20 protein-coding genes and 5 tRNA genes are annotated in these 22684 nt (G+C 55.2%); 20 read left to right on the plus strand and 5 right to left on the minus strand.

Annotated features, from left to right (window positions below; genetic code table 11):
* Window positions 1-179: 179 nt before the first annotated feature.
* Window positions 180-1694, plus strand: a complete 1515-nt coding sequence (gene norR / locus JBO43_RS13215) for a nitric oxide reductase transcriptional regulator NorR (protein ID WP_202674491.1) — start codon at window positions 180-182, stop codon at window positions 1692-1694.
* On the opposite strand, the gene gutQ is transcribed toward norR, so the two are convergent.
* Window positions 1691-2656, minus strand: a complete 966-nt coding sequence (gene gutQ, locus JBO43_RS13220; RefSeq protein ID WP_103946540.1) for an arabinose-5-phosphate isomerase GutQ — start codon at window positions 2654-2656, stop codon at window positions 1691-1693. The genes norR and gutQ overlap by 4 nt on opposite strands.
* A 202-nt stretch (window positions 2657-2858) precedes the next feature.
* Here gutQ and mltB point away from each other — a divergent pair, with 202 nt between their 5' ends.
* The 19 genes from mltB to JBO43_RS13315 all read left to right on the plus strand — a co-directional run bounded on the left by mltB (window position 2859) and on the right by JBO43_RS13315 (window position 17411).
* Entirely contained in the window at window positions 2859-3959 is a 1101-nt protein-coding gene (gene mltB / locus JBO43_RS13225; RefSeq protein WP_103949268.1) for a lytic murein transglycosylase B, read from the plus strand.
* Between the two features lie 297 nt (window positions 3960-4256).
* Window positions 4257-4910 carry a metal ABC transporter ATP-binding protein gene (locus tag JBO43_RS13230; RefSeq protein ID WP_202674492.1) on the plus strand — a complete coding sequence of 218 codons (654 nt, stop codon included), beginning with the start codon at window positions 4257-4259 and terminating at the stop codon, window positions 4908-4910.
* Window positions 4907-5755 carry a metal ABC transporter permease gene (locus tag JBO43_RS13235; RefSeq protein WP_103946536.1) on the plus strand — a complete coding sequence of 283 codons (849 nt, stop codon included), beginning with the start codon at window positions 4907-4909 and terminating at the stop codon, window positions 5753-5755. The genes JBO43_RS13230 and JBO43_RS13235 overlap by 4 nt, the downstream gene beginning before the upstream one ends.
* Before the next feature lie 14 nt (window positions 5756-5769).
* Window positions 5770-6648 (plus strand): metal ABC transporter substrate-binding protein, encoded by an 879-nt coding sequence (locus tag JBO43_RS13240; protein WP_202674568.1) that lies wholly within the window; start codon window positions 5770-5772, stop codon window positions 6646-6648.
* Window positions 6649-6779: 131 nt separating this feature from the next.
* Entirely contained in the window at window positions 6780-7277 is a 498-nt protein-coding gene (pncC, locus tag JBO43_RS13245) for a nicotinamide-nucleotide amidase (RefSeq protein WP_095284356.1), read from the plus strand.
* A gap of 83 nt (window positions 7278-7360) precedes the next feature.
* A complete protein-coding gene (recA, locus tag JBO43_RS13250; protein WP_095283036.1) occupies window positions 7361-8419 on the plus strand; it encodes a recombinase RecA in 1059 nt (352 codons plus the stop codon).
* A gap of 67 nt (window positions 8420-8486) precedes the next feature.
* Complete coding sequence (gene recX, locus JBO43_RS13255) at window positions 8487-8987, plus strand: recombination regulator RecX (RefSeq protein ID WP_095283035.1); 501 nt, start codon at window positions 8487-8489, stop codon at window positions 8985-8987.
* 131 nt (window positions 8988-9118) lie between these two features.
* Window positions 9119-11746: an alanine--tRNA ligase gene (gene alaS, locus JBO43_RS13260; protein ID WP_202674493.1), complete on the plus strand. Its 2628-nt coding sequence runs from the start codon at window positions 9119-9121 to the stop codon at window positions 11744-11746.
* Window positions 11747-11987: 241 nt separating this feature from the next.
* Window positions 11988-12173 (plus strand): carbon storage regulator CsrA, encoded by a 186-nt coding sequence (gene csrA / locus JBO43_RS13265; RefSeq protein WP_000906486.1) that lies wholly within the window; start codon window positions 11988-11990, stop codon window positions 12171-12173.
* Window positions 12174-12515: 342 nt separating this feature from the next.
* Window positions 12516-12608: transfer RNA gene (locus JBO43_RS13270), tRNA-Ser, on the plus strand.
* Between the two features lie 4 nt (window positions 12609-12612).
* Window positions 12613-12689: transfer RNA gene (locus tag JBO43_RS13275), tRNA-Arg, on the plus strand.
* A gap of 64 nt (window positions 12690-12753) precedes the next feature.
* Window positions 12754-12830: transfer RNA gene (locus JBO43_RS13280), tRNA-Arg, on the plus strand.
* A 64-nt stretch (window positions 12831-12894) separates the two neighbouring features.
* Window positions 12895-12971, plus strand: a tRNA-Arg gene (locus JBO43_RS13285).
* A 54-nt stretch (window positions 12972-13025) separates the two neighbouring features.
* Window positions 13026-13102: transfer RNA gene (locus JBO43_RS13290), tRNA-Arg, on the plus strand.
* Between the two features lie 125 nt (window positions 13103-13227).
* The gene (gene yqaB / locus JBO43_RS13295) at window positions 13228-13794 is read left to right on the plus strand and encodes a fructose-1-phosphate/6-phosphogluconate phosphatase (protein WP_103946532.1); all 567 of its coding nucleotides are present in this window, start codon (window positions 13228-13230) and stop codon (window positions 13792-13794) included.
* Window positions 13791-14219, plus strand: a complete 429-nt coding sequence (locus JBO43_RS13300) for a YqaA family protein (protein ID WP_095283032.1) — start codon at window positions 13791-13793, stop codon at window positions 14217-14219. Before yqaB ends, JBO43_RS13300 begins: the two co-directional genes overlap by 4 nt.
* A gap of 85 nt (window positions 14220-14304) precedes the next feature.
* Complete coding sequence (gshA, locus tag JBO43_RS13305; protein WP_103946651.1) at window positions 14305-15849, plus strand: glutamate--cysteine ligase; 1545 nt, start codon at window positions 14305-14307, stop codon at window positions 15847-15849.
* Between the two features lie 152 nt (window positions 15850-16001).
* Complete coding sequence (gene luxS, locus JBO43_RS13310; RefSeq protein ID WP_095283031.1) at window positions 16002-16517, plus strand: S-ribosylhomocysteine lyase; 516 nt, start codon at window positions 16002-16004, stop codon at window positions 16515-16517.
* Between the two features lie 129 nt (window positions 16518-16646).
* The gene (locus JBO43_RS13315) at window positions 16647-17411 is read left to right on the plus strand and encodes an AraC family transcriptional regulator (protein WP_202674494.1); all 765 of its coding nucleotides are present in this window, start codon (window positions 16647-16649) and stop codon (window positions 17409-17411) included.
* Here the strand turns inward: JBO43_RS13315 and leuA are convergent.
* From leuA to mprA, 4 genes are all read right to left on the minus strand, one after another.
* Complete coding sequence (gene leuA, locus JBO43_RS13320; protein WP_202674495.1) at window positions 17408-19057, minus strand: 2-isopropylmalate synthase; 1650 nt, start codon at window positions 19055-19057, stop codon at window positions 17408-17410. The two genes, JBO43_RS13315 and leuA, sit on opposite strands and share 4 nt — an antisense overlap.
* A 102-nt stretch (window positions 19058-19159) precedes the next feature.
* Window positions 19160-20698, minus strand: coding sequence for a multidrug efflux MFS transporter permease subunit EmrB (gene emrB, locus JBO43_RS13325; protein WP_095283028.1), 1539 nt, complete (start codon window positions 20696-20698; stop codon window positions 19160-19162).
* 16 nt (window positions 20699-20714) lie between these two features.
* Window positions 20715-21890, minus strand: coding sequence for a multidrug efflux MFS transporter periplasmic adaptor subunit EmrA (gene emrA / locus JBO43_RS13330; RefSeq protein ID WP_095283027.1), 1176 nt, complete (start codon window positions 21888-21890; stop codon window positions 20715-20717).
* 127 nt (window positions 21891-22017) lie between these two features.
* Complete coding sequence (gene mprA, locus JBO43_RS13335) at window positions 22018-22548, minus strand: transcriptional repressor MprA (RefSeq protein ID WP_095283025.1); 531 nt, start codon at window positions 22546-22548, stop codon at window positions 22018-22020.
* Window positions 22549-22684 lie beyond the last annotated feature (136 nt).

A 22684-nucleotide genomic window follows, 5' to 3' on the forward strand; every position in this document is an offset into this window, starting at 1 on the left:
CAAATTAAGACGGTGTTTTTCAATAAGATGGTTTGGCTATATCAAGTTGCGTGCCAGTTTTTTAACTTGTTAATTTAAAATGGTTTTATAAAAACTCACTCGCAATGGGTAGTCGAAATGACTATGCAGTTTATCGTCAATATGACAGTATGCATTGTCAAAATGACCGTGAGGCGAAAATGAGCTTTTCCGTAGAGGTGCTGGCGAAGATCGCCATTGAATTACAGGCGGGTGTTGGTCATCAGGACCGCTTCCAGCGGCTGATTTCCACGCTGCGTCACGTACTGGATTGCGACGCTTCGGCGCTGCTGCGCTACGAAGGTCGGCAGTTCATTCCACTGGCGATAGACGGGCTGGCACAGGACGTGCTGGGGCGGCGATTTACGCTTGAGGGCCATCCACGCCTGGAGACTATCGCCCGCGCGGGTGACGTGGTGCGCTTTCCTGCTGATAGCGACTTGCCCGACCCCTACGATGGCTTAATTCCCGGCCAGGAGAGTCTGAAGGTTCACGCCTGCATCGGCCTGCCGCTGTTTGCCGGGCAAAATCTGATTGGTGCGCTGACCCTCGACGGACTCCTGCCAGACCAGTTCGATACTTTTAGCGATGAAGAATTGCGCCTGATTGCCGCCCTGGCCGCCGGGGCGCTGAACAATGCGCTGCTGATTGAACAGCTGGAGAGCCAGAATATTTTGCCGGGCAGCCCGACGGTGTTTGAGCAGGTGGCGCATACGGAAATGATCGGCCTGTCGCCGGGTATGACGCAGCTTAAAAAGGAGATCGACATCGTTGCGGCGTCCGATCTGAACGTCTTAATCAGCGGGGAAACCGGCACCGGGAAAGAGCTGGTGGCGAAGGCGATCCACGAAGGTTCGCCACGCGCGATCAATCCGCTGGTCTATCTGAACTGTGCCGCGCTGCCGGAAAGTGTGGCGGAAAGCGAGCTGTTCGGTCATGTGAAAGGGGCGTTTACGGGGGCCATCAGCAACCGCAGCGGCAAGTTTGAAATGGCCGACAACGGCACGCTTTTCCTCGATGAAATCGGTGAATTGTCGCAGGCGTTGCAGGCTAAGCTGCTGCGCGTGTTGCAGTACGGCGATATTCAGCGCGTCGGTGATGACCGCAGCCTGCGGGTGGATGTCCGTGTGCTGGCGGCGACGAACCGTGACCTGCGCGAAGAGGTGCTGGCCGGGAATTTTCGCGCCGATTTGTTCCATCGCTTAAGCGTGTTTCCGCTTTCCGTGCCGCCGCTGCGTGAGCGCGGTGAAGATGTGGTCTTGCTGGCTGGCTATTTCTGCGAGCAGTGTCGGTTAAAAATGGGACTTTCCCGCGTGGTGCTCAGCCCCGGCGCGCGTAACCATCTGTTGAGCTACGGCTGGCCGGGGAATGTGCGCGAGCTGGAACATGCCATTCATCGTGCGGTGGTCCTTGCGCGAGCCACACGGACTGGCGATGAAGTGGTGATCCACGCCCGGCATTTTTCCCTGCATGATGATGCTGTTCCCGTTGCGCTGGCGGAAGCGCCCGTCATCCTTAATGAAAATTTGCGAGAGGCGACAGAAGAGTTTCAGCGTCAGATGATTACCCGCACGCTGGAGCAGAATAACCGCAGCTGGGCGGCCTGCGCGCGGGCGCTGGAGACAGACGTCGCCAACCTGCATCGGCTGGCGAAACGTCTGGGGCTGAAGGGTTAGATAATTCCGGCCTGGTAGAAATCCTGAAGGTTGATCGCACCGCACAGCTTGCCGCTGTCGTCGACCACCGGCGCGGCGGTGATTTTACGTTTCATCAGGATTTCTTTGGCTTCGATGGCGCGGCTTTCGGCGTTGAGCGTCAGGCCACCGCTGGTCATGGCATCGCTGACCACTGCTTCCAGTTTACCGCCGCCGACCAGCCAGCGTCGCAGGTCGCCATCGGTAAAGACCCCTTTGACCAGCCCGTTTTCATCGCACACGGCAACTAATCCCAGCCCGGTGCGGCTCAGTTCAAGCATCGCGTCCATCACGCTGGTGGTGAGTTTCACCTGCGGGATGGCGTCGTCGGTGCGCATCAGATGATGCACTTTATTCAGCAAACGTGCGCCCAATGCGCCTGCCGGATGTGAGCGGGCAAAATCTTCTTCGTTAAAGCCGCGCGCCTGCATCACCGCCATCGCCAGCGCATCGCCCATCATCAGGGTGTTGACGGTGCTGGACGTGGGGGCGAGATGCATCGGGCACGCTTCGCGTTCCACGGAAATATCGAGCGTGGCTTTGGCGGCCAGCGCCAGCGGCGAGCGTGATTTTCCGGTCATCGCCAGCAGGGCGACCGATTTTTCCTGCAGGCGGGGAATGATTAAATCGAGCTCTTTCGCCGAGCCGGAATAGGAGATAAACAGCATCACGTCGCGGCTTTCAATCATCCCCAAATCGCCATGCAGCGCTTCAGCTGGATGGACAAAGAACGCAGGCGTGCCGGTGCTGGCGAGCGTGGCAGCAATTTTTTTGCCGATATGGCCGGATTTCCCGATGCCCGCGACAATCACTTTGCCTTCGCACTGGATGATGGTATTGGCCGCGCGAACAAAATCGTCGCCCAGCCTTTCCGGCAGTCGGCTGGCTTCCTGAAGCTCCAGCATTAACGTCTGACGGCCTGTGTTTAGCAGAAAATCACTCATCTTTTTCTCCGGTTAGCGTTCCTTTCTCTTCCTGTCTGAACGGGCCAGACAGAAAGGGTTGCGCCCATGATAGTGCATTCGAAAGGTCAGATTCATAAGCAATGACAAAAGTTTTGCTGATGGTCGCAGAACCGCTTCCTTGAGGCATTGGGGATGCTTTACCATACTTGCCACTTATCGAATTCGTTTAAATGGATGTCTCATGGTCAAGCGTCGTTACGCAGCGCTCTTACCCGCGCTGATTATGCTTGCTGCCTGTAGCAGCAAACCGAAAACAGAGGAAGTTCAACAGACGGCTGGCACCCCTTCGGGTGGTTTTCTTCTTGAGCCGCAGCACAACATGATGCAGATGGGCGGTGATTTCGCCAATAACGCGGTCGCCGAGCAGTTCATCGATAAGATGGTGAACAAACATGGTTTTAACAAACAGCAGCTGCACGAGATTCTGTCTCAGGCGAAACGTCTGGACTACGTGCTGCGTCTGATGGATCGCCAGGCGCCGACTGCGCAGGTGCCGACTGGGCCAAACGGGGCGTGGCTGCGCTATCGCAAACAGTTCATCACCCCGGATAATGTGCAAAACGGCGTGGCGTTCTGGAATCAGTATGAAGATGCGCTGACGCGCGCATGGCAGGTTTATGGTGTGCCGCCTGAAATTATCGTCGGGATTATCGGTGTCGAAACCCGCTGGGGCCGCGTGATGGGCAAAACCCGTATTCTGGATGCGCTGGCGACGCTCTCCTTTAACTATCCGCGTCGTGCGGAATATTTCCAGTCTGAGCTGGAAACCTTCCTGCTGATGGCGCGTAACGAACAAGATGATCCGCTGGATCTGAAAGGCTCCTTTGCGGGCGCGATGGGCTACGGCCAGTTTATGCCGTCCTCCTATAAAGAGTACGCTGTCGACTTTAACGGCGACGGGCACATTAACCTGTGGGACCCGGTGGATGCCATCGGTAGCGTGGCGAACTACTTTAAAGCGCACGGCTGGGTGAAGGGCGATCCGGTGGCGGTGCAGGCGAACGGCCAGGCACCAGGGCTGGAGAATGGCTTCAAAACCAACTACAGCGTGTCGCAGCTGGCGGCGGCAGGTTTAACGCCGATGCAGCCGTTGGGCAATCATCAGACCGCCAGCCTGCTGCGTCTGGATATCGGCACCGGCTATCAGTACTGGTACGGTCTGCCGAACTTCTACACCATCACTCGTTATAACCACAGCACGCATTACGCGATGGCGGTGTGGCAGCTTGGTCAGGCGGTCTCGCTGGCGCGCGTTCCGGGGACTTCACCGTTTAGTCAGTAGTTTACGTTGAGTTTGCCGGGCGGCGCTGCGCTTGCCCGGCCTACAAAAATCCGCGAACGTAGGCCGGGTAAGGCGTAGCCGCCACCCGGCAATTTCCTCCGACAGAAACATTTCGCCACACTCCCATTTTTTGATTCGCGTTTACATCCGCATCGCATTTGATTATTGTTATGTTATAACATTTATCAGTGGTGCAACGATGTCTCTCTTTTCTCTTTCCGCACTCAACCGCCTGTGGCTGGCGGCCATTCTGATTGTGCTCATTGGCCAGGCGGTGCGCTGGGCGGTGGTTCTTCCATGATTGAACTGCAAAACCTGGTGGCGGGCTATGACCGCCAGCCGGTGACTCAGGCGCTAAATGGCATCATTGAACGCGGCAGCATGACGGCGATTATTGGGGCCAACGGCTGCGGAAAATCGACGCTGCTCAAAACCCTGGCGGGGTTTATTCCACCGGTCAGCGGGAAATTTCTCTGGCGTGAAAAACGCCCGACGATCGGCTGGCTGGCGCAGCGTCACTCCCTTGAAGCGCAATTTCCGTTGACCGTGCATGACGTAGTGAGCATGGGCTGCTGGCCGAAAATTTCCCTGCTGGCGGCGTATCGTCGCGAAACCCGGCTGAGGATCGCTGAAGCGCTTGAACGCGTCGGTCTGGAATCCCTGGCGAACTCCACCATTGACGAGCTTTCTGGCGGCCAGTTTCAGCGCATGCTGTTCGCACGCGTGCTGGTGCAGAATGCGCCGCTGGTGATGCTGGACGAGCCTTTTACCGGCGTCGATGAAACCACCTGTAATGTCCTGATGGAATTAATGCTGGATATGTATTTGAACGGGCAGACGGTGCTGGCGGTGTTGCACGATAGCGAACGCGTGTCGCGCCACTTCCCGCAGACATTACGTCTCGATACGGCGATGCCTCATTGGGGCACGGAGCGGGTGAGAGTCGCATGATCTGGCATATTTTCTTCCAGCCGTTCATCGAATACGGCTTTATGCGCCGCGCGCTGGTGGTATGCCTGGCGCTCTCCGTCAGCACCACAGTGCTCGGCGTTTTCTTACTGCTCAGACGCATGAGCCTGATGGGCGATGCGCTTTCCCACGCCATTTTACCCGGTGTAGCGGTGGGATATCTGGTCAGCGGAATGTCGTTGCTGGCGATGAGTATTGGCGGATTTATCGCCGGGATCGTCGTGGCGCTGGTGGCGGGATTAGTCAGTCGACGTACCCCTCTGAAAGAGGATGCCAGTTTCGCCGGGCTGTATCTGGGCTCGCTGGCGTTGGGGGTTACGCTGGTTTCCCTGCGCGGGTCGAATGTCGATCTGTTGCATCTGCTTTTTGGCTCTATTCTGGCGGTCGATAACGACGCGGCGCTATTCGTAGCGGGCGTGTGCGGCCTGACCTTAATGATGCTGGCGCTGTTTTACCGAGGGCTGGTCACGGAGGCCTTTGATACCGCGTGGTTGCAGGTCAATGCGCGCAGGCTACCCGCAGTGCTGCACGGCTTGTTCTTGTCATTGTTGGTGCTGAACCTGGTCGCCGGGTTCCAGGTGCTCGGCACGCTGATGGCGGTAGGGCTGATGATGCTGCCCGCGGTGGCTGCCCGCTGCTGGATGCGCACCTTACCGGGATTACTGTTAATGGCAGGCATCAGCGGCGTGTTTTGTGCCTGGCTCGGATTGAGCCTCTCCTGGGCGGCAAGCCTGCCCGCCGGGCCTTCGATCGTGCTGACCGCCAGCGTGTGGTTCTTTATTTCGGTTTTATGTGGCTCGCGCAGCAGGCTGCGTGCGCTTTTTTAACGCAAGGGGAAATGATGAAAAAGACAGGAATAATGATGGCGTTCGCGCTGGGGCTGATGTCACAGGGTGCGCTGGCGAAAACGCTGAACGTGGTAACCAGTTTTTCTATTCTGGGCGATATCACGCAAGAGGTTGGCGGCGACCATGTGAAGGTCACCACGCTGGTGGGGCCAGACGGCGATCCGCATACCTTTGAGCCGTCGCCAAAAGACAGCGCCGCATTAAGCAAAGCGGATGTGGTGGTGGTCAACGGACTCGGGCTGGAAGGGTGGCTGGATCGTCTGGTGAAAGCCTCGGGCTTTAAAGGCACGCTGGTGGTGGCATCAGCCGGAGTCAAAACCCATACCCTGGAGGAAGACGGGAAAACTGTCACCGATCCGCACGCCTGGAACAGCGCCGGCAATGGTGCCCTGTATGCGCAAAATATTCTGGCGGGGCTGGTCAAGGCTGACCCGCAAGAGAAAGCAGCGCTGGAGGCCACGGGCAAACCTTATATTACACAGCTGACACAGCTCGACGGCTGGGCGAAATCGCGCTTCAGTTCTATCCCGCAGGAGAAACGCAAAGTGCTCACCAGCCATGACGCCTTCGGCTATTTCAGCCGTGCCTACGACGTGACTTTTATGGCGCCGCAAGGGCTGTCATCCGAGAGCGAGGCCAGCGCCGCGCAGGTGGCGGAGATCATCAACCAGATTAAGGCCGACGGCGTCAAAAGCTGGTTTATGGAAAACCAGCTCGATCCGCGACTGGTGAAGCAAATTGCCAGTGCGACGGGCGCGCAGCCGGGTGGTGAACTCTATCCCGAAGCGCTCTCCGCTAAAGGCGGTGTGGCGGACACCTACGTGAAAGCCTTTCGCCACAACGTAAATACCCTCGCCGACAGCATGAAATAGCCCTCTTTTAAAGCCGATGCGACTGTGTCGGCTTTTTTCTGAAGCCTCCTCGTAAAACCGGAACCTCATCCCCATATCCCATGAGAAAGTGCTATCTTGTCCTGCATGTTTTTCAGGAGCCTAAAGCGATGATGACTGACCATGAATTGATGCAGCTGAGCGAAGTTGTCGGGCTGGCGTTAAAGCAGCGCGGCGCGACCTTAACGACGGCCGAATCCTGCACCGGCGGCTGGGTGGCAAAAGTGATAACGGACATTGCGGGGAGCTCCGCCTGGTTCGAGCGCAGTTTTGTGACGTACAGTAACGAAGCCAAAGCGCAGATGATTGGCGTGCGTGAATCGACGCTCGAACAGCACGGCGCGGTCAGTGAGCCGGTGGTGGTGGAGATGGCGATAGGCGCGCTCAAAGCCGCGCGCGCAGATTACGCGATCGCCATCAGCGGAATCGCCGGGCCGGATGGCGGCAGCGATGTTAAACCGGTCGGTACCGTCTGGTTTGGTTTTGCGACCTCACAGGGGCAGGGCGTCACCTTCCGCGAATGCTTCAGCGGTGACCGCGAAAGCGTGCGCCGACAGGCGACGGAATATGCGTTAAAAACGCTCTGGCAACAATTTCTACAAAACACTTGATACTGTATGACCATACAGTATAATCGCATCAACAGAACAGAATTCACTATCCGGCGCAGTTCCCCGGCATGACAGGAGTAATAATGGCTATCGACGAAAACAAACAGAAAGCGTTGGCGGCAGCACTCGGCCAGATTGAAAAGCAATTTGGTAAAGGCTCCATCATGCGCCTGGGTGAAGACCGTTCCATGGATGTGGAAACCATCTCCACCGGTTCGCTTTCTTTGGATATCGCGTTGGGTGCAGGCGGTCTGCCAATGGGCCGTATCGTAGAAATCTACGGGCCGGAATCCTCTGGTAAAACGACTCTGACGCTGCAGGTGATTGCTGCCGCACAGCGTGAAGGTAAAACCTGTGCGTTCATCGACGCTGAACACGCGCTGGACCCTGTCTATGCCCGTAAACTGGGTGTCGATATCGACAACCTGCTGTGTTCTCAGCCAGATACCGGTGAGCAGGCGCTGGAAATCTGTGACGCGCTGGCGCGTTCAGGTGCGGTAGACGTTCTCGTGGTCGACTCCGTTGCGGCGCTGACGCCAAAAGCGGAAATCGAAGGCGAAATCGGTGACTCTCACATGGGCCTCGCGGCACGTATGATGAGCCAGGCGATGCGTAAGCTGGCTGGTAACCTGAAACAATCTAATACTCTTCTGATTTTCATCAACCAGATCCGTATGAAGATTGGTGTGATGTTCGGTAACCCGGAAACCACTACTGGCGGTAACGCACTGAAGTTCTACGCTTCTGTTCGTCTGGATATCCGTCGCATCGGCGCAGTGAAAGACGGCGATAATGTCATCGGTAGCGAAACCCGCGTGAAGGTTGTGAAGAACAAAATTGCCGCACCGTTCAAACAGGCTGAATTCCAGATCCTCTACGGTGAAGGCATCAACTTCTTCGGCGAGCTGGTTGACCTCGGCGTGAAAGAGAAGTTGATTGAAAAAGCAGGCGCCTGGTACAGCTACAACGGCGACAAAATTGGTCAGGGTAAAGCGAACGCTATTTCCTGGCTGAAAGAAAACCCAGCTGCAGCGAAAGAAATTGAGAAGAAAGTGCGTGAGCTGCTTCTCAGCAATCAGGATTCAAAACCTGACTTCGTTGTAGATGCTGCTGATGTTGAAGAAACCAAAGAAGATTTCTAATTCCGTCTTCTAAAATCAAGGGCTGCGATTGCGGCCCTTTTTGCATTTGTAAAACAGCAGGTTTGTTATGAGCGAAAATACCCCGCGTCGCCCTGCCTACGCGCGTTTACTGGATCGCGCGGTGCGGATTCTAGCGGTGCGCGACCACAGCGAACAGGAGCTACGGCGTAAACTCGCCGCGCCCGTGATGGGTAAAAACGGGCCAGAAGCGATTGACGCAACGGCGGAAGATTACGACCGCGTCGTGGCCTGGTGCTACGAATATCACTATCTCGACGATAGCCGTTTTGTGACCCGCTTTATCGCCAGCCGTAGCCGCAAAGGTTATGGCCCGGCGCGCATTCGCCAGGAGCTAAACCAAAAAGGCATCGCCCGTGAGGCTACCGAACAGGCGATGCGGGAATGTGAAATTGACTGGTGCGAACTGGCACGTGACCAGGCAATTCGGAAATACGGCGAACCTTTGCCGCGTGAATTTTCGGAAAAAGTCAAAATCCAGCGATTTTTGTTGTACCGCGGCTTCCTGATGGAAGATATTCAGGACATATGGCGTAATTTTGCTGATTGACCGCATGCGGGATTTTACTTCCCTTGCAAGAAAACTTATCTTATTCCCACTTTTTCAAGTCGCGAGTCCGTCCAGGTATTAACCGGTACTGGCTGGCGACGACATTTCGTTAGCTTGATTTCAGGATAATTATGAGCAAGAGCACCGCTGAGATCCGTCAGGCGTTTCTCGACTTTTTCCATAGTAAGGGACACCAGGTTGTTGCCAGCAGCTCCCTGGTACCAAACAATGACCCGACTCTTCTGTTTACCAACGCCGGGATGAACCAGTTCAAGGATGTATTCCTTGGTCTCGACAAGCGTAATTATTCCCGCGCTACAACGTCACAGCGTTGCGTGCGTGCGGGCGGTAAACACAACGATCTGGAAAACGTCGGCTACACCGCACGTCACCATACTTTCTTCGAGATGCTGGGCAACTTCAGCTTCGGCGACTACTTCAAACACGATGCTATCCAGTTCGCGTGGGAATTGCTGACCGGTGAAAACTGGTTCAACCTGCCGAAAGAGCGTCTGTGGGTTACCGTGTACGAAACCGATGATGAAGCTTACGAAATCTGGGAAAAAGAAGTCGGTATCCCACGTGAGCGCATTATCCGCATCGGCGACAACAAAGGCGCGCCTTATGCGTCTGACAACTTCTGGCAGATGGGCGACACAGGTCCTTGCGGTCCTTGTACCGAGATCTTCTACGATCACGGCGACCACATTTGGGGCGGACCTCCGGGCACGGCAGAAGAAGATGGCGATCGCTACATTGAGATCTGGAACATCGTCTTCATGCAGTTCAACCGTCAGATTGACGGCACTATGGAGCCGCTGCCTAAGCCGTCCGTAGATACCGGTATGGGTCTGGAGCGTATCGCGGCTGTTCTGCAGCACGTCAACTCCAACTACGACATCGATCTGTTCAGCACCCTGATTAAATCCGTGGCTGAAGTGACCGGTGCAACCGATCTGAGCAACAAATCTCTGCGCGTTATCGCGGACCATATTCGCTCTTGTGCGTTCCTGATTGCTGACGGCGTGACCCCTTCGAATGAAAACCGTGGCTACGTGCTGCGCCGTATCATTCGTCGTGCTGTCCGTCACGGCAACATGCTGGGCGCGAAAGATACCTTCTTCTATAAGCTGGTGGGGCCACTGGTTGGCGTCATGGGTGCAGCGGGCGATGAACTGAAACGCCAGCAGGCGCTGGTCGAGCAGGTTCTGAAAACAGAAGAAGAGCAGTTTGCGCGTACTCTTGAGCGCGGTCTGGCTCTGCTCGATGAAGAGTTGTCCAAACTGACCGGCGATACGCTGGACGGCGACACCGCTTTCCGCCTGTATGACACTTACGGTTTCCCGGTTGACCTGACCGCAGACGTTTGCCGCGAGCGCAATATCAAAGTCGACGAAGCGGGCTTTGAAGCTGCAATGGAAGAACAGCGCCGTCGTGCGCGTGAGTCCAGCGGTTTTGGCGCAGATTACAACGCGATGATCCGCGTGGATAGCGCGTCTGAATTCCAGGGTTACGACCATCTGGAACTGACCGGTAAAGTGACCGCACTGTTTGTTGACGGTAAAGCCGTAGACAGCATCAGCGCTGGTCAGGAAGCGGTTGTCGTTCTGGACAAAACGCCGTTCTACGCGGAATCTGGCGGTCAGGTGGGCGATAAAGGCGAGCTGAAAGGCAGCGATTTTGCTTTCACCGTGACTGACACCCAGAAATACGGCCAGGCTATTGGTCATGTCGGCAAACTGGCTTCAGGTTCCCTGAAAGTCGGCGCGGGCGTGAAAGCCGAAGTGGATGAAGCTCGCCGTGCGCGCATTCGTCTGAACCACTCCGCAACGCACCTGATGCATGCCGCCCTGCGCGATGTGCTGGGGACGCACGTTGCTCAGAAAGGTTCTCTGGTGAATGACAAAGTGCTGCGCTTTGACTTCTCCCATTTCGAAGCAATGAAACCGTCCGAAATCCGTGCGGTTGAAGACATGGTCAACGCCCAAATTCGTCGCAACCTGCCAATCGAGACCCACATCATGGATCTCGAAGCGGCAAAAGCCAAAGGTGCGATGGCACTGTTTGGCGAGAAGTACGACGAACGTGTTCGCGTGTTGAGCATGGGTGATTTCTCTACTGAACTGTGCGGCGGTACTCACGCCTCGCGTACGGGTGATATCGGCCTGTTCCGTATTCTGTCTGAATCAGGTACCGCGGCCGGTGTGCGTCGTATTGAAGCTGTGACCGGCGAAGGTGCGATTGCCAGCCTGCACGCTGCAAGCGATCAGTTGCACGACATTGCTCAGCTGTTGAAGGGCGACAGCCACAACCTGGGCGAGAAAGTGCGCAGCGCGCTGGAACGTACTCGTCAGCTGGAAAAAGAGCTGCAGCAGCTCAAAGAGCAGGCGGCAGTGCAGGAGAGTGCAAACCTCTCCAGCAAAGCGGTTGATATTAAAGGTGTTAAACTGCTGGTCAGCGAACTGGCAGGGGTAGAGCCTAAGATGCTTCGTACCATGGTTGATGATCTCAAGAACCAGCTCGGTTCAACGGTTATCGTTCTGGCAACAGCGTTTGAAGGTAAGGTTTCTCTGATTGCGGGCGTCTCTAAGGATGTGACTGACCGTGTGAAAGCAGGGGAGCTGATTGGTATGGTCGCCCAGCAGGTGGGTGGCAAAGGTGGTGGACGTCCGGACATGGCGCAAGCCGGTGGTACAGACGTGGCAGCACTTCCAGCCGCTTTGGCCAGTGTTGAAAGCTGGGTAAACGCTAAACTGTAATAATTACAAAGCGTAAACAGACGCCATAACCTCACCGTTATGGCGTACTTTTCACTACGCTATCGCTAACGATAAAGTCAGGTTGAGTTTGTGTATATCGGCTAAACTTACGTTTAACAGAATGTGATGCCGTGACTGCTTACACATTACGTGTTTGTCATCGCTTACTTTTTGGCGTTATATGATGGATAATGCCGGGATACAAGAGACCCGACTCTTTTAATCTTTCAAGGAGCAAAGAATGCTGATTCTGACTCGTCGAGTTGGTGAGACCCTCATGATTGGGGATGAGGTCACCGTGACAGTTTTAGGGGTGAAGGGTAACCAGGTACGTATTGGTGTGAACGCCCCTAAAGAAGTCTCTGTCCATCGTGAAGAGATCTACCAGCGTATCCAGGCTGAAAAATCCCAGCAGTCCAGTTACTGATATTATCGCGTCTCGCCGCCCGGCGAGACGCAACCCTCTCGCTATTCTTCCTGCATAAAGTTACCGTTCGATTTCATTCCTTCTGTTTTTTGTCACTCTCTAAACCTTATCTCGCCCAAACTCCGCAATTTTCCCTGAGGATTTCTGTGCGGATGGCTGCAAAATCCGTTTATAAAACACCCTCTTTGCAGCTTTTACATGCGAATTGAGTGTGATTTGTGCAAACGAAAAAAGGTTGTGGAAAATTGTTTGACTTATAAGTCCCAGAAAGTAATATATGCGCCACGCAGCGACGAGAAGCTCTTAACGAGTAACTCGAAGCACTCGAAAGAGGCGTTGTGTGGTGAGGTGGCCGAGAGGCTGAAGGCGCTCCCCTGCTAAGGGAGTATGCGGTCAAAAGCTGCATCCGGGGTTCGAATCCCCGCCTCACCGCCATTTTGCATCCGTAGCTCAGCTGGATAGAGTACTCGGCTACGAACCGAGCGGTCGGAGGTTCGAATCCTCCCGGATGCACCATCATTCTCAGTGTTGCGGCTTGTTGAGTGACATTGAATCAGCAGTAAAAGCAGTACCCCCTGATGCATCCGTAGCTCAGCTGGATAGAGTACTCGGCTACGAACCGAGCGGTCGGAGGTTCGAATCCTCCCGGATGCACCATCTATTACCTCGTATTGCTTTCGAAGTGATATGACGTATCAAGCAGTAAATAGTAAATCCCGATGCATCCGTAGCTCAGCTGGATAGAGTACTCGGCTACGAACCGAGCGGTCGGAGGTTCGAATCCTCCCGGATGCACCATATTCTCAGTGTTGCGGCTTGTTGAGCGACATTGAATCAGCAGTACCCCTTGATGCATCCGTAGCTCAGCTGGATAGAGTACTCGGCTACGAACCGAGCGGTCGGAGGTTCGAATCCTCCCGGATGCACCATTTCTTCTTAGTATTCCCCCATAGTTCAATTACCCATCATCCTCTTTGTATTACAACCAGAATCAGCGACAAAAATCCTCGTTTACGATAAAGTAATATCTTGTTAATCGTTTGGCGAGAGCACGATGTACGCACAGTATGACGGTCTGATCTTCGACATGGATGGCACCATCCTGGATACCGAACCCACACATCGTAAAGCCTGGAATGACGTTCTTGGGCGTTATGGTATGACGTTCGACCTACAGGCGATGGTCGCGCTGAATGGCTCACCCACCTGGCGAATCGCTCAGGCAGTGATTGAACTGAACCACGCTGATCTCGATCCCCATTTGCTTGCCCGTGAAAAAACCGACGCTGTCAAAGCGATGCTGTTAGACACCGTAAACCCTTTACCGCTGATTGAGGTGGTCAAAGAGTGGCACGGTCGTCGTCCGATGTCAGTGGGCACAGGCAGTGAAAGCGCAGTAGCAGAAGCGTTGCTAAATCATTTGGGTCTGCGCCACTATTTCTCTGCGGTTGTCGCCGCCGATCATGTTCAAAACCATAAACCGGCTCCGGACACCTTTCTGCTTTGTGCGGAACTGATGGGCGTCCCGGCGAACAAGTGCGTCGTTTTTGAAGATGCAGATTTCGGCATTCAGGCCGCACATGCAGCCGGAATGGACGCTGTGGATGTTCGCCTGCTGTGAGTGACTTGCTGTCACTTGCGTCTTTATTTGCCAGCAGTTTTTTAAGTGCCACACTTTTACCGGGTAATTCGGAAGTTGTGCTGGTCGCGATGCTGTTGTCTGGTGTCAGTCAGCCCTGGTTGTTGGTAGTAATAGCAACAATGGGTAATAGCCTTGGAGGGCTGACTAACGTTATTCTTGGGCGTTTCTTTCCGCTGCGTAAAACATCACGCTGGCAGGAAAAAGCAGCGGGCTGGCTTAAACGCTATGGCGCTGCGACGCTTTTATTAAGCTGGATGCCTGTTATAGGCGATTTGCTGTGTCTGCTGGCGGGATGGATGCGCATCTCCTGGGGGCCGGTGCTCTTTTTTTTATGCCTTGGCAAGGCGTTGCGCTATGTCCTCGTGGCACTTGCAACCCTACAGGGCATGACGTGGTGGCACTAATTGGTGGAATGAAAAAGCGACCTTCAATCGTCAACCATTACAATTTATGCTGGATAACTCTTATTTTGACAGGCGGGAGGTCAATTTGATCCCGGACGTATCACAGGCGCTGGCCTGGCTGGAAAAACATCCTCAGGCTCTGAAGGGGATTCAGCGTGGGCTTGAGCGCGAAACGCTGCGCGTAAACGAAGATGGCAGCCTGGCAACAACAGGCCATCCTGAAGCGTTAGGCTCTGCGCTGACACATAAATGGATCACAACCGATTTCGCCGAAGCGCTGCTGGAGTTCATTACGCCCGTCGATGGCGATATTGACCACATGCTGACGCTGATGCGCGACGTTCACCGCTTTACCGCCCGCCAGCTGGGCGATGAGCGGATGTGGCCGCTGAGCATGCCTTGCTACATCGAGCAGGGGCAGGACATTGAGCTGGCGCAATACGGCACCTCGAATATTGGCCGCCTGAAAACGCTCTATCGCGAAGGGCTGAAAAACCGCTACGGCGCGCTGATGCAGACTATTTCCGGCGTGCATTACAACTTCTCGCTGCCGATGGCGTTCTGGCAGGCGAAGTGCGGCGAAACGGATAAAGAGTCGATCTCGGCGGGGTATTTCCGTCTGATCCGCAACTACTACCGTTTTGGTTGGGTGATCCCGTACCTGTTTGGTGCTTCGCCTGCGATTTGCTCCTCGTTCCTGCAGGGCAAACCGACCACGCTGCCGTTTGAGAAGACCGACTGCGGCATGTATTACCTGCCGTACGCCACCTCTCTGCGCCTGAGCGATCTCGGTTATACCAATAAGTCGCAAAGCAATCTCGGAATTACGTTTAACGAATTGCACGAATATGTGGCAGGCTTGAAGCGAGCGATCAAAACGCCGTCAGAAGAGTACGAGAAAATCGGCCTCGAAAAAGACGGTAAGCGCCTGCAGATCAACAGTAACGTGTTGCAGATTGAAAACGAGCTGTATGCGCCGATCCGCCCGAAACGCGTGACGCGCAGCGGCGAAGCTCCATCGGATGCGCTGGAGCGCGGCGGCATTGAGTACATTGAAGTGCGTTCGCTGGATATCAACCCGTTCTCGCCAATCGGCGTCGACGAGCAGCAGGTGCGTTTCCTGGACTTGTTTATGGTCTGGTGTGTGCTGGCGGATGCGCCTGAGATGAGTTCTGACGAACTTCTCTGTACGCGCACCAACTGGAATCGTGTGATTCTGGAAGGGCGCAAGCCTGGCCTGACGCTGGGTATTGGTTGCGAAACGGCGCAGTTTCCGCTGGCGAAAGTCGGCAAAGATCTGTTCCGCGATCTCAAACGTGTGGCGCAGACAATGGACAGCGTGTACGGCGGCGAGGACTATCAGAAGGTGTGCGATCAGCTGGTCGAATCGTTTGATAACCCAGAACTGACGTTCTCAGCGCGCATTCTGCGTTCTATGATTGATCAAGGTATCGGTGGAACCGGCCGTTCGCTTGCCGCGCAGTATCGCGACATGCTGTCGCAGGAGCCGCTGGAGGTTTTAAGCGAAGAGGATTTCGTGGCAGAGCGCGAGGCATCGGTGGTGCGTCAGCGTGAAGTGGAAGCTGCGGATACCGAGTCGTTTGATGAGTTTCTGGCGAAGAACGCCTGACAGAAAAGAAAAAGGCCACATCGCTGTGGCCAAAATATACATCTCTGAAATCAGGGATGATGATAACAAATGCGCGTCTTTCATATACTCAGACGCGCAGGGAAACAAAGAGTTCATTTTATTTTAAAAATAATCACTATCGGAGGTGACGTATGCCGTTATTAGATAGCTTCACAGTCGACCACACCCGTATGGAAGCACCTGCTGTCCGTGTTGCGAAGACCATGCATACCCCGCACGGCGACACAATCACCGTATTCGACCTGCGTTTCTGCGTGCCGAACAAAGAAGTGATGCCGGAAAAAGGTATTCACACCCTGGAGCACCTGTTCGCCGGTTTCATGCGCGATCACCTGAACGGTAACGGCGTGGAAATCATCGATATCTCCCCGATGGGCTGCCGTACCGGTTTCTACATGAGCCTGATTGGTCAGCCAGATGAAACGCGCGTGGCGGATGCCTGGAAAGCGGCAATGGCCGACGTGCTGAAAGTGAAAGAGCAGAACCAGATCCCTGAGCTGAACGTCTACCAGTGCGGCACGTATCAGATGCACTCTCTGGAAGAAGCGCAGGAAATCGCGCGTCACATTATTGAGCGTGATGTCCGCGTGAACAGCAATGAAGAGCTGGCCCTGCCGAAAGAAACCCTGCAGGAACTGCACATCTAGCATGATGTCAGTGGAAGCCCGGTGGCGCTGCGCATACCGGGCCTACAACGGCTCGAAGCGTAGGCCGGGTAAGGCGCAGACGCCACCCGGCACAATCACCGCCCCGAACCCGCCATTCGGCGAAACACAATGACCACAACGTTAACCTTCTCCTTTGCCCATCGCCCCCTGGTTCCCTTCGCCCATGATTATAAAAATGGCGATAGCGAGCCGTGGCACCAGCACGACTGTGCCCAGCTGTTGCACAGCCTGAGCGGCGTGGTGCGCGTTGATACGGCGGCTGGATGCTGGGTGGTTCCGCCCGGACGCGGCGTATGGCTGCCCGCCGGGACGCAGCACGCGATACGCATTACCGGGAAGGTGGCAGCGCGAACGCTGTTTATCGATCCTCTGGCGCGTGCCGATCTCCCTGCGTCGTGCCAGATTGTGCAGATCTCATCCTTATTGCGCGAGCTGATCGTCAGCGCACTCGATCTTCCTGAATCTTATGCTCCCGGCAGTCGCGATGAGCGGATCTATGAACTGATCCTTGATGAAATCCGGGCCATGCCGGTGCTGCCGTTCTGTTTGCCTGAACCGGATACGGACGTACTGCGCAAATTGTGTCAGCAAATCCGCAGCGCTCCGGAACATCACTGGAGCAGCGCAGAAGCCGCCAACCTTACCAGCATGAGTGAACGCACCCTTAACCGCCACTTTCAGCAGCAAACCGGGCTGAGCTACGGGGAATGGACGCGACGGGCGCGTTTGCTGGAGGCGCTGACTCGTCTGGCGCAGGGCCAGCCGGTACTGCGTGTGGCTCTCGATCTGGGATACGGCAGCCACAGCGCTTTTAGCGCAATGTTTCGCCGGGTGATGGGCGTTTCACCCAGCGACTATTTCAAAGATTACTAGCCGACTGCGTTCAGCAGTGCCTGAAGCGAGGCGCGCGCCACGTCGTTATCAATGCCGACTCCCCAGCGGCTGCTGCCGTCCGGGAACAGACAGCGAATGTACGCCACTGACCGGCTATCGCTGCGCTCTCCGAGCGAATGTTCATGATAATCCTTAATCACAAACGGCGTGCTTACCCAGCGACTCATTCCGTTGGCGGCTGCCGATAACAGACCATTCCCCTGACCCACAAGCTGGCGCGTACCGCCATCGACGGCGACAGTGGCCGTTAAGCGTAATTGTCCGTCCTGCTGACTTTCGCTTCGGTAGCTTTGCAGCGCAAAACGCGGTGTCGCCACCAGGCTGTAACGTGCCCGAAAAAGCTGCCAAAGGGCATTTTGCGTCATCTCTTTGCCGTGACTATCGGTCTCCTGCTGCACGTGCTGGCTAAAATCCTGCTGCAAGGCGCGGGGGAGTTTGAGTCCGTGGTTTTGCTCGATAATCCATGCGCTGCCACTTTTTCCCGACTGGCTGTTTACCCGGATAACCGCTTCGTAGGAACAGCCGATATCCTGCGGATCGACGGGCAGATAGGGCATCTCCCAGCGTTCATCTGGTTTACGCGTATCAAAGCCTTTCTTAATGGCATCCTGATGAGATCCAGAAAAAGCGGTATACGCCAGACGTCCTGCCCACGGGTGGCGGGGATGAACGGGCAGCTGATTGCAGCTCTCCACCACTTCGACAACCTGCGTCATGTTGCTGAAATCCAGATCAGGACTCACGCCCTGGCTGTACAAATTCATTGCCAGCGTCACCAGACAGACATTCCCGGTGCGCTCACCGTTACCGAACAGGCAACCTTCCACGCGGTCTGCACCTGCCATCACCGCCAGTTCTGCACTGGCCACACCTGTGCCGCGATCGTTGTGCGGGTGAACGCTAATGCAGACGTCACGACGGCGACTAAAGTGGCGGCAAAAATACTCAATTTGATCGGCGTAGACGTTTGGCGTGCTGACTTCAACGGTGGCAGGCAAGTTAAGGATCATCGGCCTTTCCGCGCACGGCTGCCAGATGTCAGCGACCGCTTCGCAAATCTCAAGGGCAAATTCCGCTTCGGTAAAACAGAAGGTTTCCGGGGAGTATTCGTATTGCCAGCGTGTATCAGGATTTTCCTCGCACAGCCTGCGTATTTGGCGCGTTGAACGAACGGCCAGCTCGATAATTTGGGCTTTATCCATGCCAAACACCAGGCGTCTGAACAGCGGCGCGGTGGCGTTGTAGAGATGAACGGTTGCCTGTTTTGCCCCGCGCAAGGACTCAAAAGTACGCAGGATTAAATCTTCCCGCGCCTGAGTCAGCACCTGAATAGTGACGTCATCAGGAATCCGATTCTCTTCAATGAGCTGGCGAACAAAATTGAAATCGGTCTGCGAGGCAGACGGGAAGGCGACTTCAATCTCTTTAAAACCACAGCCGAGGAGCAAATCCCAGAACTGCAATTTGCGCGCACTGTCCATCGGTTCAGCCAGCGCCTGATTGCCATCGCGCAGATCGGTGGAAAGCCAGCGTGGAGCTTGGGTGATACGTTGATCCGGCCAGCGACGGTCGGGCAGGGGGAGAGGCGTAAAGGGGGCGTATTTTTGGGAAGGGTGTTTCAGCATGATGCGCTCCTGTTGTCTTTTCACTATCGTGAAGCGATTTCAGGAGCGCTGCTTTATCAGAGCTGACAGAAGCTGTAGAGAAATGGACAACTTTCCCAATCGTTAGTGGGCACCACCGCCACCGCCGCCCGCGCCGAATGGCGGTTTGGCAAACCATATCAAACCAAGCAACAGGATAAATATCCCTGCTGAAATCCAGAAAATCTCGTTAGCGGAGATAATCAGACCCTGATTGGTTATCTGCTGGGCAATCCAGCCCGATGCTTGCTGCTCTGTCATCCCCATGCCTTCGAGCTGGGAATACATCTGCTGGGCGTTCGGGTTGAAGGCATTCACCGATTCGGTCAACTGCGCATGGTGTAACGACTCACGGTTGGTCCACAGCGTCGTCGTAATGGACGTCCCGATTGAGCCTGCCAGCGTTCGGGTAAAGTTCGATAAGCTCGACGCCGCCGCCATGCGTTCAGGCGGTAAGCCCGACAGCGTGATGGTGGTCAGTGGCATAAAGAAGCACGCCACGGCAAAGCCCTGAATAAACTGTGGCCACGCGGACGCGCCAAAGTCCATCCCCGGTTCGAACGTATACGCACGCCAGTAGAAGCACACTGCATACATGATAAAGCTGAATGTGACCAGCCGTCGCATATCGAGTTTATGGGCAAAGCGACCAATAATCGGTGACAGCAACACCGGAATCAGACCGACTGGCGCAGACGCCAGGCCCGCCCAGGTTGCTGTGTAGCCGTATACCTCCTGCAACAGCTGCGGCAGCAGAACAATCGCGCCGAAATAGAGCATATAGGCGAGACTGATACACAGGCAGCCGATGGTGAAGTTTCGCGACTTAAACAGCGACAAATCGACTATCGGGTTATCGTCCGTCAGCTCCCAGACAATCAGGAAGCTGATCGCGACCACCGCGACAACGGTCAGGACGATGATCTCCTGCGAGGCAAACCAGTCCAGCTCCTTACCTCGGTCCAGCATGATCTGCAGACTACCGATACCCAGCACCAGCAGCGCCAGTCCCACGCCGTCGATACGGCGTTGTTCGGTTTTGGTTTCCCGACCGCGCAGCGATTGCAGCGTCATCAGTACCACTAACGCACCGATGGGCACGTTGATGAAGAATATCCAGCCCCAGTGGTAGTTATCGCTGATATACCCGCCGAGAATCGGCCCGCAAATCGGCGCAACGATCACCGTCATCGACCATAGCGCCAGGGCGATAGAACGCTTGGCTGGCGGATAGTTGTTCAGAAGCAAGCTCTGCGACAGTGGAATGAGTGGCCCGGCAACAATCCCCTGAATCACGCGGAAGAAGATCAACATCGTCAGGCTGTTGGACATGCCGCACGCCCAGGAGGCGATGACGAACAACACCGTCGACCACATGAACAGTCGAACTTCCCCGACGCGTTTTGCCAGCCAGCCGGTAATCGGAATCGAGATCGCATTCGCAACCCCGAACGAGGTGATTACCCATGTCCCCTGGCTCAGCGATGAGCCAAGGTTACCGGCGATGGTGGGGATCGCCACGTTTGCGATGGTGGAGTCCAGCACCTGCATGAATGTCGCCAGCGACAACGCAATGGTCATAATGACCAGTTGCGCTCCCTCCAGCGGTTTTTGCTGTTGCATACCGCTCACCTTCGAATTAACCGGCGTTCGCTTTCACGATGTCGTCAATCAGCTTATTGACCGGATCAAGGTTGATTTCACGGGCATTACTTTCATAAGCCGGGTGGGTACGAACCTGATTCGCCAGCATCTGGCCTTCACGATCGGCAGTGTCCACGGTCACCAGCGTCGATAAACCGATGCGCAGTGGGTGATCCGTCAGCTGTTTGCCGTCCAGTTCGATACGCACAGGAAGACGCTGAACCACTTTGATCCAGTTGCCGGTGGCGTTCTGCGCTGGCAGGAGGGAGAACGCGCTGCCGGTACCCATATCCAGGCCGACCACTTTACCGGTGTACTTCACGTCGTCACCGTAAATATCACTGACGATGGTCGCGGTCTGGCCGATACGCATGTGGGCCAGCTGCGTCTCTTTGAAGTTCGCATCCACCCACAGATTGTTAGCCGGTACCACTGCCATCAGCGGCGTAGTCTGGCTAATTTGCGCGCCAGGCTGCACGGAGCGACGAGAAACATAGCCGGTCATCGGGCTAACAATCTTAGTACGTTGCAGGGCAAGCCATGCGTTACGGACTTCGGTTGCCGCTTGTTTGACGGCAGGCTGATCTTCCAGATTGGTACCCAGAATCATCGCCTGGTTCGCGTTGTACTGTTGAATCGCCACGTCGAGCTGCGCTTGCGCGCTGGCCACGGCGTCACGCGCGTGTTGCAGTTCTTCACGGCCAATCAGATTGGCGGTGCCGAGCGGCACACGACGGTTAAGGTCGCTTTGCGCCTGCGCCAGAGCGGTTTTCTGCACATCGATGCTCGCCTGCAACTGCTTGCTGTTGATCATCGACTGGCGGGTTTGACGCACGCTTGAGGCCAGCTCAGTCTGTGCTTTTTCAAACGCCTGCTGCGCATCGGTCGGATCAAGCGTGACCAGCACATCCCCTTTTTGCACAAAGTCGGTATTGTCAGCCCAGACTTTCGTCACGCTGCCCGACACCTGCGCCATAATCTGAACCTGGTTCCCTGCCACGTATGCGTCATCGGTTTCTTCAATATGACGCAGTACTAAAAACCAATAAATCCCATATGCCACGGCAATAATAATAAAGAGCAAAGTCAGCAGCAGAAGGGCGCTTTTACGTTTGCCTTTCTTAGTGTTGACCGGTTGCTGCGGGGGAGTGTTCTCCGCATTTGCGCTCATTGTAGTTCTCCACGATCTTCTTATTTTCACATCGGCTGAGCCGACCTGTTGTCAGAAAGGCCAGCAGTATTACGTGCTGGCCTGTCCGTTATCTTTTTTAATCTGGAAGGTTGAGCGTGTCGTCGCGTTAGCTCAGCGCCTCAAGAATGACGCCATCTTCATCCATCTGATCCAGACGGGTGAGAAGCTTGCGAGTGATGTGCTCTAACTGATCGCGTTCGGTCGTACTCAGGGCAGACCAAAGCTGATGCAGGCAGTTGTGCTGAGGTGGCAGCACCCCACGCAGGAATTCATGACCTTTATCGGTCAGTTGCAGATGCAGGCAACGACGGTCGTTGTCGCTTTCACGGCGCTCAATCCAGCCGCGTTTTTCCAGCTCATCGGCGATACGGGTCGCGTTGGTACGGGATGAACCCAGGGCGCAGCTCAATTCAGAAGGCTGAATGCTGTGATCCTCCTGAGACTCCAGCGTAATCAACGCCATAAACAACGTCTCGTTAATCCCTTGAGCTTTCAGCATTTTATTGCGGTTATCCAGCAGCTTACCCTGCATGTGCATGCACAGACGGGTTAACAGGATTTCCTGATACGGGAAGTCCTCGTAACGACTGGCGCGAAATTTAAGCATTTGTTCAATGGGCGTAAACGAACTATCCATTTGGGTATGACCTCATTAATTACAGTCGATATAGTAACGACAGTGACAAATAATGTAAATGAATTATTTGTGCGGTTATATCCGCCAAGCTGATATCACTGTCAGAAAGTGCCGGGTGAATCCGTGACCCGGTGAG

The sequence above is a fragment of the Lelliottia jeotgali genome (assembly GCF_016771845.1).
GTDB classification, from domain to species: Bacteria; Pseudomonadota; Gammaproteobacteria; order Enterobacterales; family Enterobacteriaceae; genus Enterobacter; species Enterobacter jeotgali.

Bases quoted from the DNA above. Each gene is read 5' to 3' on its own strand.
- norR (WP_202674491.1), top strand. From the start codon at position 180: ATGAGCTTTTCCGTAGAGGTGCTGGCGAAGATCGCCATTGAATTACAG.
- gutQ (WP_103946540.1), bottom strand. From the start codon at position 2,656: ATGAGTGATTTTCTGCTAAACACAGGCCGTCAGACGTTAATGCTGGAG.
- mltB (WP_103949268.1), top strand. From the start codon at position 2,859: ATGGTCAAGCGTCGTTACGCAGCGCTCTTACCCGCGCTGATTATGCTT.
- JBO43_RS13230 (WP_202674492.1), top strand. From the start codon at position 4,257: ATGATTGAACTGCAAAACCTGGTGGCGGGCTATGACCGCCAGCCGGTG.
- JBO43_RS13235 (WP_103946536.1), top strand. From the start codon at position 4,907: ATGATCTGGCATATTTTCTTCCAGCCGTTCATCGAATACGGCTTTATG.
- JBO43_RS13240 (WP_202674568.1), top strand. From the start codon at position 5,770: ATGAAAAAGACAGGAATAATGATGGCGTTCGCGCTGGGGCTGATGTCA.
- pncC (WP_095284356.1), top strand. From the start codon at position 6,780: ATGACTGACCATGAATTGATGCAGCTGAGCGAAGTTGTCGGGCTGGCG.
- recA (WP_095283036.1), top strand. From the start codon at position 7,361: ATGGCTATCGACGAAAACAAACAGAAAGCGTTGGCGGCAGCACTCGGC.
- recX (WP_095283035.1), top strand. From the start codon at position 8,487: ATGAGCGAAAATACCCCGCGTCGCCCTGCCTACGCGCGTTTACTGGAT.
- alaS (WP_202674493.1), top strand. From the start codon at position 9,119: ATGAGCAAGAGCACCGCTGAGATCCGTCAGGCGTTTCTCGACTTTTTC.
- csrA (WP_000906486.1), top strand. From the start codon at position 11,988: ATGCTGATTCTGACTCGTCGAGTTGGTGAGACCCTCATGATTGGGGAT.
- yqaB (WP_103946532.1), top strand. From the start codon at position 13,228: ATGTACGCACAGTATGACGGTCTGATCTTCGACATGGATGGCACCATC.
- luxS (WP_095283031.1), top strand. From the start codon at position 16,002: ATGCCGTTATTAGATAGCTTCACAGTCGACCACACCCGTATGGAAGCA.
- JBO43_RS13315 (WP_202674494.1), top strand. From the start codon at position 16,647: ATGACCACAACGTTAACCTTCTCCTTTGCCCATCGCCCCCTGGTTCCC.
- leuA (WP_202674495.1), bottom strand. From the start codon at position 19,057: ATGCTGAAACACCCTTCCCAAAAATACGCCCCCTTTACGCCTCTCCCC.
- emrB (WP_095283028.1), bottom strand. From the start codon at position 20,698: ATGCAACAGCAAAAACCGCTGGAGGGAGCGCAACTGGTCATTATGACC.
- emrA (WP_095283027.1), bottom strand. From the start codon at position 21,890: ATGAGCGCAAATGCGGAGAACACTCCCCCGCAGCAACCGGTCAACACT.
- mprA (WP_095283025.1), bottom strand. From the start codon at position 22,548: ATGGATAGTTCGTTTACGCCCATTGAACAAATGCTTAAATTTCGCGCC.